Genomic DNA, 12749 nt, shown 5'->3' on the forward strand with positions numbered 1-12749 from the left:
CGCTCATTTCAGGAACGACTCGAACAGGATCCAGGCGACCGGGACGGTGACCAGCAGCGAGTCCAGCCGGTCCATCACCCCGCCGTGGCCCGGCAGCAGCGTGCCGAGGTCCTTGATCCCGAGATCGCGCTTGATCATGGACTCGACGAGATCGCCCAGCGTCGCGGTGAACACCACGCACGCGCCGAGGATCACGCCCTGCCACCACTGGCCGTCGAGCCGCCAGGTCAGCAGCCACGCGCCCACGGCCATGCAGGTGAGGGCCGAGCCCGCGAAGCCCTCCCAGGTCTTCTTCGGGCTGATCTTCGGCGCGATCTTGTGCTTGCCGAGATAGGCGCCCACGAAGAAGCCGCCGATGTCACTGGCCACGGTCACCGCGATGAAGACGGTGATCCGGTCGGCGCCGTCGGGATGGGCCAGCATGAGCATGGCGAACCCGACGAGGAACGGCAGGTACACGACGGTGAACACCGCGGCCGTGACGTCGCGCACGTACCCGTCCGCGCCGTCCTTCATCCGCCAGATCAGCGTGACGAGCACGGTCATCGCCAGGGTGACGGCCATGCCGCCGGAACCCCAGTAGAACGCGACGGGCAGCATGGCCGCGCTGCCGAGGGCCACGGGGAACATCGGCACGGCGATGTCGCGCACGCGGAAGGCGCCCGTGAGCTCGCGCAGCGCGACCGCGCCGAACACGAGCAGGACGACGATGAAGGATTCACGCACGGTGTAGAGCGAGACCAGCACGAGCGCGCCGAGCCCCGCCCCCACACCTACGGCCACCGGGACGTTGCGCCCGGGGTTGCGCTTGGTCGAGGGCTCCACTGCCTGCGTCATCAGACTTCGAGGAGTTCGGCCTTCTTGTGCTCGAGCAGAGCGTCGATCGAGGCCACGTACCGCTTCGTCGCCTCGTCCAGCTCCTTCTCCGCACGCCGGACCTCGTCCTCACCCGCCTCGCCGTCCTTGACGAGCTTGTTGAGCGAGTCGTTCGCCTTGCGCCGGATGTTGCGAATCGCGATCTTGGCGTCCTCGGCCTTGTTCCCGGCGACCTTGATGAACTCCCGGCGGCGCTCCTCCGACAGCTCGGGGAAGACCACGCGGATGATCGAGCCGTCGTTGCCCGGGTTCACCCCGAGATCGCTGTTGCGGATCGCCTTCTCGATCGCCGACATCGAGCCCTTGTCGAACGGCTGGATGACGACCATGCGGGGCTCCGGCAGGTGGAACGAGGCGAGCTGGTTCACCGGGGTGAGCGCGCCGTAGTACTCCACGAGGATCTTGTTGAACATCGCGGGGGTGACCCGGCCCGTGCGGATGCCGGCGAAGTCGTCCTTGGCGACCGACACCGCCTTCTCCATCTTCTCCTCGGCTTCGAAGAGGATCTCGTCGATCACTGCGTTGGCTCCCGTCTTAGTTCTGTGCCGGGCTGACGAGGGTGCCGATCTTCTCGCCCCGGACCGCCCGCACGATGTTGCCCTTGCCCATCAGGTCGAAGACCACGATGGGAAGGCCATTGTCCATGCACAGGCTGATCGCCGTCGCGTCCATCACCTTCAGACCTCGCTGGAGGACCTCACCGTAGTCGAGGCTGTCGAAGCGGACGGCGTCCGGGTTGGTCCTGGGGTCGTCATCGTAGACGCCGTCCACCTGGGTGCCCTTGAGCACGGCGTCGGCGCCGATCTCCAGCGCGCGCTGGGCGGCGGTGGTGTCGGTGGAGAAGAAGGGCTGGCCGAGCCCCGCACCGAAGATGACCACGCGGCCCTTCTCCAGGTGGCGGACGGCCCGGCGGGGGATGTAGGCCTCGGCGACCTGCGCCATGGTGATCGCCGTCTGGACCCGGGTCTCGACCTCGAGCCGCTCCAGGAAGTCCTGAAGGGCCAGGCAGTTGATCACCGTGGAGAGCATGCCCATGTAGTCGCCGCGGTTGCGGTCCATCCCGCGCGCGGACAGCTCCGCGCCGCGGAACATGTTGCCGCCGCCGCAGACGACGGCGACCTCGATGCCCTCGTCGACGGTGGTCTTGATCGACTCGGCGATCGTCTGCACGACCGTGGCGTCGATGCCGAGCGGCTGACCGCCGGCGAACGCCTCGCCGGACAGCTTCAGCAGCACCCTGCGGGTGCGGACATGCGGAGAGGCCGTCGCTGCGTCGGTCTCAGGGTTCTCGGGCACGGCGACGGCCTCCTAGGTGTTGCTCACGTACTGTGTTCAGTTTCTCCCCTTGACGGCCCGCACCCACCGTCGGGGGGGGGTGCGGACCGTCATGGGGGCGGTACCGCGGGTGGCGGCGAAGGTCAGGCCTGGCCGACCTTGAACCGCACGAAACGCTCGACCGTCACGCCGGCCTCGTCGAGAAGCTTGGCGATGGTCTTCTTGTTGTCCTTGACGAACGCCTGCTTGAGCAGGACGAAGTCCGCCAGGTACGAGTTGACGCGGCCCTCGACGATCTTGGCGATCGCGGCTTCGGGCTTGCCCTCCTCGCGGGTCTTGGTCTCGGCCAGGGCCCGCTCCTTCTCGATCACGTCGGCCGGGATCTCGTCGAAGGTGAGGTACTTCGGCGCCATGGCGGCGATCTGCTGCGCGATGTCCTTGGCCAGGTCGGCGTTGGGGGCCGAGAGCTGGACCAGCACGCCGGTGGTCGGCGGGAGCTGCGGGTCGGACTTGTGCAGGTAGCTCGCCACGTAGGTGCCGGTGAAGTGCGCGAAGCGGCGCAGCTCGAGCTTCTCCCCGATGGTGGCGGAGTTCTCCTCGATCAGGGCCTGGACGGTCTTGCCCGGCTCGATCTCCGCACCCAGCAGCGCCGGGACGTCGGTGGCGCCGGACTCGGCCGCGAACTTCGTGATCTTGTTGGCCAGGGCCACGAAGGACTCCAGCTTGGCCACGAAGTCGGTCTCGCAGTTGAGCTCCAGGAGGGTGCCGTCGCCGTCGCCCTTGAAGTACTCGGCCACGAGGCCGTTGCCCGCGGTGCGCTCGGCACGCTTGCCCACGTCCTTGGCGCCCTTGAGGCGCAGGATCTCGACGGCCTTCTCGAAGTCGCCTTCGGCATCCGCGAGCGCGTTCTTGCAGTCCATCATGCCGGAGCCGGTGAGCTCACGAAGCCGCTTGACGTCGGCGGTGGTGAAGTTCGCCATTGTGTGCGTTCTTTCTGCGTCGTCGGGGAAGAAGGACTTACTCGGCGGCCGGAGCCTCGGGGGCGGCCTCGGCCTCGGCGGCGGGGGCCTCGACGACCTCGGCGGCGGGAGCCTCAGCGGCCTCGGCGGCGGGGGTCTCGGGGGCCTCAGCGGCCTCCGGAGCGGCCTCGGCGGCCGGAGCGGCGGCGGCGGACTCGTCGTCCTTCTTGCCCTCGAGGAGCTCGCGCTCCCACTCGGCCAGCGGCTCGACGGCCTCGACGGCCTTGTCCGAGCCACCGCCGGAGCGGGCCAGCAGACCGTCGGCGGCGGCGTCGGCGACGACGCGGGTCAGAATGCTGACGGCGCGGATGGCGTCGTCGTTACCCGGGATCGGGTAGTCGACCTCGTCCGGGTCGCAGTTGGTGTCGAGGATCGCGACGACGGGGATGTTGAGCTTCTTCGCCTCGTTGATCGCGATGTGCTCCTTCTTGGTGTCCACGATCCACACGGCGGAGGGGACCTTCGCCATGTCGCGGATACCGCCAAGGGTCTTCTCGAGCTTCTCCTTCTCGCGCTTGAGGCCGAGCAGCTCCTTCTTCGTCATGCCGGAGCCGGCGACGTCGTCGAAGTCGAGGAGCTCGAGCTCCTTGAGGCGCTGCAGGCGCTTGTGCACGGTGGAGAAGTTGGTGAGCATGCCGCCCAGCCAGCGCTGGTTCACGTAGGGCATGCCGACGCGGGTGGCCTGCTCGGCGATGGCCTCCTGGGCCTGCTTCTTGGTGCCGACGAACAGGATGGTGCCGCCGTGCGCGACCGTGGCCTTGATGAACTCGTAGGCGCGGTCGATGTGGGCCAGCGACTGCTGGAGGTCGATGATGTAGATGCCGTTGCGCTCGGTGAGGATGAAGCGCTTCATCTTCGGGTTCCAGCGGCGAGTCTGGTGACCGAAGTGGACGCCGCTCTCCAGCAGCTGTCGCATCGTGACGACGGGAGCCATAGCCCGTACTCCTTCTTCGTTTCGGTTGCCTGTCACGCCCGGACGCGTCCCACTACGACCCGATGCCGGGCTGTAGACCTGGGAGACGCGCCCCGCCATAGGCGGCGAGCGGACGCTGAGAATTCGGCCGGGATCACACATGCGCAGGGCAGAGTTCACCCGTCCGTTCCCCCAGTTTAGGGGAACCCGCGCCCCTACTCGAATCGGAACCCGGGAAGGCCCCCGGATCCGTTGTCCACAGAACGCCGTTCGGGACCCCTGACGGGGGCGGATCGGGCGCAGAGTGGTGCCATGATCACGCCGCCCGCCGTCCTCGCCGCGCTCCTCGGCGCCGCACCGCCGCTGCCCGCCCCGGCCGTCTGGCCGCTGGAGCCGCCCTTCGGCGTCGCACGGGGCTTCGCGCCCCCTTCGGAGGACTGGCTGCCGGGGCACCGGGGGGTGGATCTGCGGGCCTCGGCGGCCGGAGTCCCCGTCCTCGCGGCCGCCGACGGGGTCGTCACCCATGCGGGGCCCGTCTTCACCCGCACTGTGATGACCATCACCCACGGCGCCTACCGGACCACCTACGAACCCGTCCTCCCCCTCGTGCCCTCGGGTTCCCGGGTCGTCACCGGGCAGACGCTGGGCACCTTGGCCGCCTCCCCGTCGCACTGCGCCCCCGCGTCCTGCCTCCACTGGGGTCTCAAACTCGGCCCCTCCTACGAAGACCCCCGCACCCTCCCGACCCCGCCCCCGATCGTCCTGCTGCCCCCCTCCCCCTGACCGCCTCGCCTCTGGACCCCTCTGTGGAAACCGCTCGCCAAGGTGCCTGACGACCCCGCCGAAAAGATCTCGAAAAATCCTCGGGAGAACTGTCTGTCCGGCCCGCGGTCCTTCGTAGCACTGGTGAACGGCCGGAGAGGTCGGCCGGGAATCGGAGGAACAGCCATGGACATCACCCTCGACAGGGCCTGCACCGCCGAGAGCCGCGTCACCCGGTCCCTCCTGGGATACGGGATCGTCGCCGGTCCCTTCTACGTCGCGGTCTCGGTGGCGCAGGGGCTGACGAAGGAGGGCTTCGACTTCGGACGGCACGCGTGGAGCATGCTCGCGAACGGGCCGTTCGGCTGGATCCAGTCGGCCAACCTGGTCGTCACCGGGCTCATGGCGGCGGCCTTCGCCGTCGGGCTCGCGCGCGGCGGCGCGGGCCGGAACGCCGCGGTGCTCGTCGGCCTGTTCGGGGCGGGCATGGTCGGCGCCGGCCTGTTCCCCGCCGACCCCGGCTTCGGCTTCCCCGACGGCGCCCCCGACGGCGCGGGCGCCGCGACCGTGAGCGGCGCCCTGCACCTGGCGCTGTCCGGCGTCGGGCTCCTGTGCCTCGCGGGAGCCGCGGCGTTCCCGCTCGCCCGGCGCTTCTCGCCCCTCGTGAGCCGCGTCGCCGGCGGCGCCATGGCGGCCGGATTCGGCTGCGTCGCGGCGGGCGGCGGGGCCGTCTGGGCGAACCTCGCCTTCACCGCGGCGGTGATCGGCATCATGGGGTGGATGAGCGCGCTGGCCCTCCACGAGTACCGGCGCTGACCCCCTTCAAGACAGGAGATCCCGATGCGTTATCTCGTCACCCTGAAGAGCGCGCCCATGGACGCGCCCCCGCCGGAGGCCCTGCTGGACGCCATCCTCGCGCTCGGCGCGGAAGCGACGGCCTCCGGCGCCCTCCTCGACACCGCGGGCCTCGCCCCCAGCGCGATGGGCGGCGCCCGGGTCGCCCTCGCCGACGGCGAGATCACCGTCACCGACGGCCCGTTCGCCGAGTCCAAGGAGATGGTCAGCTACGCCCTCTACCAGGTGCGCGACCGCGCCGAGGCGGTCGAGTGGGCGGCCCGCTTCCTCCGCCTGCACCGCGACCTGTGGCCCGAGTGGCAAGGCGAGGCCGACGTCCTGCGCGTCTTCACCGCCCCGTGACCCCAGAACCCGGCGAGCCCGCCCCGGCGACTCCCACACAGCCTGCGGACATCATGAAGAGCCGAGGAGCCGGAGAGGCCGGGCAGACCGCACAGGCTGCACAGGTTGTGGAGGCCGTGTGGCGGCTTGAGGCGGGCCGGATCATCGCCGGGCTCGTCCGGCTGACCGGCGACGTCGGACTCGCCGAGGACCTCGGCCAGGAGGCCCTGATCGCCGCGCTGGAGCGCTGGCCCCGCGACGGGATCCCGCCCAACCCCGGGGCCTGGCTCGCGCTCACCGCGCGGAACCGGGCCCTGGACGTCCTGCGGCGCCGAGGCGTCCACGACCGCAAGATCGCCGAACTCGGCAGGGGCCTGCCGGGCTCCGCGGAGCCCGACCTCGACGCAGCACTCGACGACCCCGTCGGCGACGACCTCCTGCGCCTGATCTTCATCTCCTGCCACCCCGCCCTGCGGCCCGAAGGCAGGGCCGCGCTCACGCTCCGGCTCCTCGGCGGGCTCACCACCGAGGAGATCGCGCGGGCGTTCCTCATCACCGAGGCCGCCGCGTCCCAGCGGATCGTCCGGGCCAAGCGGACCCTCGCCGAACGCAAGGTGCCCTACGAACTCCCGACCGCCGCGGACCTCCCCGCACGTCTCGGCTCCGTCCTCGGCGTGGTGTACCTGATCTTCAACGAGGGCTACGCGGCGACGTCCGGCGACGACTGGATCCGCCCGTCGCTGTGCGAGGAGGCGATGCGCCTGGCGCGCCTGCTGTCCGCGCTGCTGCCCGACGAGCCCGAGACGCACGGCCTGCAGGCCCTCACCGAACTGCACGGCTCCCGCCTGCCCGCCCGCACCGCCCCGGACGGCTCCCCGATCCTGCTCGCCGACCAGGACCGCCGCCGCTGGGACCACCTCCTCGTCCGCCGCGGCCTGGCCGCCCTGGAGCGCGCCGCCGCCTCCGGGCCGCCCGGCCACTACACCCTCCAGGCCGCCATCGCCGCCTGCCACGCCACGGCCCCTTTCTTCCCCGGAACCGACTGGCCCCGCATCACCGCCCTCTACGCCCTCCTCTCCGCCCGCTGGCCCTCCCCCATGGTCACCCTCAACCACGCCCTGGCCGTGGCCATGTCCGGCTCCCCCGAAGAAGCCCTGGCCATGCTCACCCCCCTGACCGCCTCCCTCCCCCGCACCCCCCTCCTCCCCGCCACCCGCGCCCACATCCTCGCCCTCCTGAACCGCCCCGCCGAGTCCCGATCCGCCTACCTCCAAGCCGCCTCCCTGACCCCCAACCCCCACCAGAAATCCCTCTACCTCCAAAAAGCCCATTCCCCCCAGACCAGCCCACCCACCAACAGCACCCCCTAACGCCCCCACGCCCTTACCCACCGGACTCGGTCTACGGACTACTCACCGGGCTCGGTCTACGTGGCCGGGAGACCGGGTGGGGCGGGTCAGGAGGTGCGTAGCGGCGGGCGCGTCAGGGGGTGCCTAGGGGCGGCGCGCCAGAGGGCGGGTAGGGGCGGGCGGGTAAAGGGGTGGGGTGGTCGGGGCGGGTGGTGGGGGTGGGGTGGGCAGGAGGTCAGTGGGGGTGGGGGCGGTGGGGGGATTGGAGGCGCCAGCCCGAGGGGGTGCGTTCTATGAAGCCGGTGGCGGCCAGGAGGGCCAGGCGGCTGCGGGTGGTGGCGAGGTCGAGGGACGCGGCGGCGGCCACGGCGTGGGACGGGGCGCCTCGGGGGCCTGCCGGGACGGCCTCCAGGACCGCGCGGGAGTCGGGGTCCAGGTGGTCGCGGGGCAGGACGGGGCGACGGTCCGGACGGTCCAGGCCCTCACCGATCGGACCGACCTCCTCCAGCACGTCGTCCACGCAGGTGACGAGCCGCGTGTGCGGCGGAGACGCCCGCAGCAGCTCGTGGCAGCCCCGCGACATCAGCGACGTCACCGGCCCCGGATACGCCATCAGGTGCCGACGCAGAGCGCGGGCGTGATGGGCGGTGTTGAGCGCACCGCTGCGCAGGTCCGCCTCGACGACCACGGTGCCTTTGGTGAGCGCGGCGATGACCCGGTTGCGGACGAGGAACCTCGGCCGCGTCGGATGGGCCGCCGGCGGCCACTCGCTGACCAGCAGCCCCGTCGCGGCGATCTCGCCGAACATCGCCTCGTGCCGCGGCGGGTAGGCGACGTCGACCCCGCTGGCGAGGACCGCGACCGTGGTGCCGTCGGCCGCGAGGACGCCCCGGTGCGCGGCGCCGTCGACGCCGAGGGCGCCCCCGCTGACGACGGTCCAGCCTCGGTCGGCGAGTTCCGCCCCGAGGTCGGTGGCGACCCGGAGCCCGTAGGGCGTGGCCGCCCGCGCCCCGACGACCGCGACGGACCTCAGGCACACCGCCCGCAGGTCGACGCCGCCGCGCACCCACAGCAACAGCGGCGCGGACTCGCCGAGTTGGTCGAGGGTCGTGGGCCACTCCGCGTCCCCCGGGCACACGACCCGCCCGCCGAACTGGGCGCAGATGAACAGCGCCCCTTCCAGGTCGAACGCCCCCGCCCGCATCCCCCACCCGACGAGTCTCTTCTCCGTGACCCCTGTCCCGTCCGGCACCCGCCCCCGCTGGATCGCCGCCACGGCCTCCACCGCCCCGACGTCCCGCACCAACCGCCACACACTCGCGTCCCCCGGCTCGCACACCCCACTGAGCCACACCCGGGCAACCCTCTCGTCCTCCATCACCTTTCTCCCTCCCAATCCAGCCCAGAACTCACCAAACTCCCCCACCACGCACCTCTCCCCTCCCCACCGCCCCGCCTTCCCCGCACCCCACGAAGCACCCACCCATGCCGCAGTACCTCGCGCAGGGCACCTGCCAGACCATCGAGGCCCCTTCTCGCTGCCCGAACACCTCCCCGAGGCAGAGCCGCCCAAGGCGCTGGAGGCCCAAAACCGCCCGCGCGCCCCCCGACACCACTCACGTGGCACCACCACCCACCCCCGAGATCACCCCCACGCGCCGAAACCACCCGCGCAACGCACCCGAACCACCCCGCCGACACACCCGACACCGCGCGCGACAGCCCCCAGACCACCCGCGCCCCACCCGGGAGAGCACCGCACACGGCGCCCTCTTCCCGCGCCCCAGCCCGCCACGGGCTGGAGCGCGCCCCGCCGCGCCCCACCTGCCGGAGCCCGCACCCCAGCCCCCTTTCCCGGGCGGGCGTGGCGGGGCCCGGCGGCACCGCTGGGCCTCGCCGTCTACAGCCGCTCTCCCGGGGCCGCGCCCTCTGCTGCGCGGGCGACCCACCTGCCCCAGCGCACCGGCACCAGCACCCTTGCCTGGGCGGGCGCGCCAGCCCGGCAGTGCGCCGCGCCCGCGCCGAGCAGGTCTGCCGTGTCGCCCGCTGGGGCGTGGCGGGGCCCTGCAGGGCCGGTCGGCCTCGCCGCGCTGCCGCCGCTCTCCTCGGGTCACCTGTCCTCTGGCTGAGGCCGTGATGCGGGGCGGGCGGGTCGCCCGGAGGGCGGGGAGGGTCGGGGTGGGATCTTCTGTGTCCTCCTCGAAGTGGTGGGCCCGGGTGGGGGGCGGGGGTGGGGGTGGGTCAGGCGGCGTGGCCTTGCCAGAAGGAGAGGGCTTCGGCGGTGTCCCAGGGGGCCGGGGTGTCCCGGCCCGCCAGGTCGGCTATGGTCCAGGCCGCGCGTAGGGCTCGGTCCATGCCTCGGGCGCTGAGGGAGCCGTCCTGGAGGGCGAGTTCGAGGGGGATCAGGGATTCGGGGGGCGGGGCGAAGCGCTTGCGCAGTTCGGGGCCCGGGACCTCGCTGTTGGTGCGCCATGGGAGGCCCGCCATGCGTTTCAGGGCGCGTTCGCGGGCCTCCAGGACGCGTGCGGAGACCGTGGTGCTGGACTCGGCGGCCTCCAGGTCGTAGCGGAGTTCGGCACGCGTGGCGGGGCTGAGCTCCAGCTTGAGGTCGACGCGGTCGAGGAGCGGACCGGAGATGCGGGACAGATACCGGGAGCGGACGGCGGGCGTGCAGCGGCATTGCAGGACCTTCGCAGCGGCGCAGGGACAGGGGTTGGCGGCCATCACCAGGGTGAACAGGGCCGGAAAGCGGACGGTGAACGCGGTGCGGTCGATGCGGACCTCGCCCTGCTCCATCGGCTGCCGCATCGAATCGAGCACGCCGCCCTGGAACTCCGGGGCCTCGTCGATGAACAGGACGCCGGCGTGGGCGAGGCTGATCGCGCCCGGGCGGACGCGCCTGCCGGAGCCGCCGCCGATCATCGCGGTGCGCGACGCGGTGTGGTGCGGCGCCTGGAAGGGCGGCTGGTCGACGAGCGGCTGTCCCGGTGGGAGCGCGCCCGCCACGGAGTGGATCGCCGTGACCTCCAGGGCGGTGCGGCGTTCCAGGGGCGGGAGCAGACTGGGCAGCCGTTCGGCGAGCATGGTCTTGCCGCAGCCAGGCGGCCCGAGCAGGAACAGGTGGTGCCCGCCGGCCGCGCTGATCTCCAGGGCGCGCCGGCCTGCGGCCTGGCCCCTGACGTCGGCGAGGTCGAGCATCCCGCGCCGCGGCGGGAACGCCTCCAGCCCGGTGTAGGCGGCCGGATCGGGGGACGGGTCGGGCTCTTCTGGCGGTGGATCGCCGCGCAGTTCGCACAGCAGCGCCCGCAGCGACCCGACGGCGTGGACGCGCAGCCCGGGGACGAGTTCGGCCTCCTCCCGGTTGGCCCGCGGCACCACGACGCTGCGGAATCCCGCCTCGGCCGCGGCCATGACGGAGGGGAGCGCGCCTTGGACGGCCCGGACCCGGCCGTCGAGGCCCAGTTCGCCGATCATGGCGGGTTCCGCGCACGGCGCGAGCGGAAGCACCCCGGCCGCGGCGAGGATCGCCACCGCGATGGCGAGGTCGAAGCCCGCGCCGCCTTTGGGGAGGTCGGCGGGGCCGAGTGCGACCGTGACGTGCCGGGCGGGCCAGTCCTCTCCCGAGTGCAGGATCGCCGCGCGGACCCGCCCCCGGGCCTCGCTCAGCGCGGTGTCGGGCAGCCCGACCAGGTGCAGGCCCGGTGTCCCGTTGGTGATCGCGGCCTCCACGTCGACGAGGTGACCGCGGACGCCGACGAGTCCGACGGAGCGGGTGCGGGCGAGCGCCATCACGCCACCTCCCGCAGGTGCTCGACGACGAAGCCCGCGGGCCCTCCGCCGATGAGGCCGATCAGGTCGATCCTGATCCCGCCGGCGCGGACTCCGTGCTCGCGGGACCATCGCAGCGCGAGCCCTCTTAAACGGCGGGCCTTCACCGGTGTGATCGCCTCGGCGGGGTGGCCGAAGGCCAGGGTCCGGCGGGTCTTGACCTCGCAGAAGACGTGGGTGCGCCCTTCCAGGGCGACTATGTCGAGTTCGCCTTCGGGGCAGCGCCAGTTGCGGTCGAGGACCCTCCAGCCGAGCCGCCGCAGGTAGACGGCAGCGGCTTCCTCACCGCGCCGGCCGAGTTCGTGGTTGGCGTTCATCGCCGATCACCTCCACCCCCGACCCTGCATCCACCCGCCCGGACGAACCGGACCCGAATCAAATTCTGTGGATAACTTCCGCGGAGATGGCACCCGAATCGACCGACAAAGCCCCAGAGAGCAGGCGAAAACCGAAGAAGAAAAAAGTGATCTAGTTCGGCAGTTGAAGATCCGGCTTGGCGAGCTCCTCCACGTTCACATCATGGAACGTGACGACTCGGACATTCTTCACAAACCTCGCAGGACGGTACATGTCCCAGACCCAGGCGTCCTGCATGGTGACCTCGAAGTACACCTCGCCGCCTTCGAGCGCCCGCACCTGGAGATCGACCGTGTTGGTCAGGTAGAACCTGCGCTCGGTCTCCACCACGTAGGTGAACAGGCCCACGACGTCACGGTATTCACGATAGAGCTGGAGCTCCATCTCCGTCTCGTACTTCTCCAGGTCCTCAGCGCTCATCTGCTCCTCCCCATCTGCTCATTGTTCACCATGCCCGGGAGCGCGACCACTCCAGAGCCGCCCGCGACCCGTGCGCGGACGTTGACGAAGGAGAAACGGTGCTCCGGGCAGGGTCCGTGGCCGGAGAGGGCGGCCATGTGCTCCGGGGTGCTGTAACCCTTGTGCTCGGCGAAACCGTACTGCGGATAGGTCCCGTGCAGGTCCGCCATGATCCGGTCCCTGGTGACCTTGGCCACCACGGAGGCCGCCGCGATGCACGCCACCGCCTGGTCGCCCTTGATCACCCGCAGGCTCGGCACCTCGAGGCCGGGCACGCCGAACCCGTCGCTGAGCACGTAGGACGGCTCGACGGGCAGCGCCCGCAGGACCCGCCGCATGCCCGTGACGTTGCTGGCGTGCAGCCCCACCCGGTCGAGTTCCGCGCTCGGCACGACGAGGACCGACCAGATCGCCCGTGCGGTGATGTGCGCGTACACCTCCTCGCGGCGGGCCGCCGTCAGCAGCTTGGAGTCCGCGAGGCCGGGCACCTTCAGGCCGTCGAGGATCACCGCGGCCACCACGAGCGGCCCCGCGCAGGCGCCGCGTCCCGCCTCGTCCACGCCCGCGACGCGGGTGAAGCCGCCGTGCGCCAGAGCGCGCTCATAGCCGTACATCCCGGCGTCGCGCCGCGGGGTGAACCGCACCGGACGCCGTGTTCCGGCGATCACGGGAGGTGCCGGACGAGACGCCTGTACATACCCGAAACTTTACGCCCACCGGGGGACGACCGCCCAA

The 12749-nt window shown here is 71.7% G+C and carries 14 protein-coding genes; 4 read left to right on the forward strand and 10 right to left on the reverse strand.

Annotated features, from left to right (window positions below):
• Window positions 1–3: 3 nt before the first annotated feature.
• The 5 genes from ACYVOM_RS01250 to rpsB all read right to left on the reverse strand — a co-directional run bounded on the left by ACYVOM_RS01250 (window position 4) and on the right by rpsB (window position 4104).
• Window positions 4–837, reverse strand: a complete 834-nt coding sequence (locus ACYVOM_RS01250) for a phosphatidate cytidylyltransferase (RefSeq protein WP_460301305.1) — start codon at window positions 835–837, stop codon at window positions 4–6.
• Complete coding sequence (frr, locus tag ACYVOM_RS01255) at window positions 837–1394, reverse strand: ribosome recycling factor (protein ID WP_460301306.1); 558 nt, start codon at window positions 1392–1394, stop codon at window positions 837–839. The genes ACYVOM_RS01250 and frr overlap by 1 nt, the downstream gene beginning before the upstream one ends.
• A 16-nt stretch (window positions 1395–1410) precedes the next feature.
• The gene (gene pyrH / locus ACYVOM_RS01260) at window positions 1411–2172 is read right to left on the reverse strand and encodes a UMP kinase (RefSeq protein ID WP_460301307.1); all 762 of its coding nucleotides are present in this window, start codon (window positions 2170–2172) and stop codon (window positions 1411–1413) included.
• 122 nt (window positions 2173–2294) lie between these two features.
• Window positions 2295–3131 (reverse strand): translation elongation factor Ts, encoded by an 837-nt coding sequence (gene tsf / locus ACYVOM_RS01265; RefSeq protein WP_460301308.1) that lies wholly within the window; start codon window positions 3129–3131, stop codon window positions 2295–2297.
• Between the two features lie 37 nt (window positions 3132–3168).
• Window positions 3169–4104, reverse strand: a complete 936-nt coding sequence (rpsB, locus tag ACYVOM_RS01270; protein WP_460301309.1) for a 30S ribosomal protein S2 — start codon at window positions 4102–4104, stop codon at window positions 3169–3171.
• 291 nt (window positions 4105–4395) lie between these two features.
• Here rpsB and ACYVOM_RS01275 point away from each other — a divergent pair, with 291 nt between their 5' ends.
• From ACYVOM_RS01275 to ACYVOM_RS01290, 4 genes are all read left to right on the forward strand, one after another.
• Window positions 4396–4866 (forward strand): M23 family metallopeptidase, encoded by a 471-nt coding sequence (locus ACYVOM_RS01275; RefSeq protein ID WP_460301310.1) that lies wholly within the window; start codon window positions 4396–4398, stop codon window positions 4864–4866.
• 165 nt (window positions 4867–5031) lie between these two features.
• The gene (locus ACYVOM_RS01280; protein WP_460301311.1) at window positions 5032–5661 is read left to right on the forward strand and encodes a DUF998 domain-containing protein; all 630 of its coding nucleotides are present in this window, start codon (window positions 5032–5034) and stop codon (window positions 5659–5661) included.
• 24 nt (window positions 5662–5685) lie between these two features.
• Window positions 5686–6042 (forward strand): YciI family protein, encoded by a 357-nt coding sequence (locus ACYVOM_RS01285; protein WP_460301312.1) that lies wholly within the window; start codon window positions 5686–5688, stop codon window positions 6040–6042.
• Between the two features lie 53 nt (window positions 6043–6095).
• Window positions 6096–7391 (forward strand): RNA polymerase sigma factor, encoded by a 1296-nt coding sequence (locus ACYVOM_RS01290; RefSeq protein WP_460301313.1) that lies wholly within the window; start codon window positions 6096–6098, stop codon window positions 7389–7391.
• Window positions 7392–7605: 214 nt separating this feature from the next.
• Here ACYVOM_RS01290 and dprA read toward each other — a convergent pair whose 3' ends face one another.
• The 5 genes from dprA to ACYVOM_RS01315 all read right to left on the reverse strand — a co-directional run bounded on the left by dprA (window position 7606) and on the right by ACYVOM_RS01315 (window position 12658).
• Window positions 7606–8748, reverse strand: coding sequence for a DNA-processing protein DprA (dprA, locus tag ACYVOM_RS01295; RefSeq protein ID WP_460301314.1), 1143 nt, complete (start codon window positions 8746–8748; stop codon window positions 7606–7608).
• A gap of 863 nt (window positions 8749–9611) precedes the next feature.
• Window positions 9612–11159, reverse strand: coding sequence for a YifB family Mg chelatase-like AAA ATPase (locus ACYVOM_RS01300; protein ID WP_460301315.1), 1548 nt, complete (start codon window positions 11157–11159; stop codon window positions 9612–9614).
• Entirely contained in the window at window positions 11159–11515 is a 357-nt protein-coding gene (locus ACYVOM_RS01305; protein ID WP_460301316.1) for a YraN family protein, read from the reverse strand. The genes ACYVOM_RS01300 and ACYVOM_RS01305 overlap by 1 nt, the downstream gene beginning before the upstream one ends.
• Before the next feature lie 151 nt (window positions 11516–11666).
• Complete coding sequence (locus ACYVOM_RS01310) at window positions 11667–11975, reverse strand: DUF2469 domain-containing protein (protein WP_123662559.1); 309 nt, start codon at window positions 11973–11975, stop codon at window positions 11667–11669.
• Complete coding sequence (locus ACYVOM_RS01315) at window positions 11972–12658, reverse strand: ribonuclease HII (protein WP_460301317.1); 687 nt, start codon at window positions 12656–12658, stop codon at window positions 11972–11974. The genes ACYVOM_RS01310 and ACYVOM_RS01315 overlap by 4 nt, the downstream gene beginning before the upstream one ends.
• Window positions 12659–12749 lie beyond the last annotated feature (91 nt).

The sequence above is a fragment of the Actinocorallia aurea genome, from assembly GCF_054783995.1.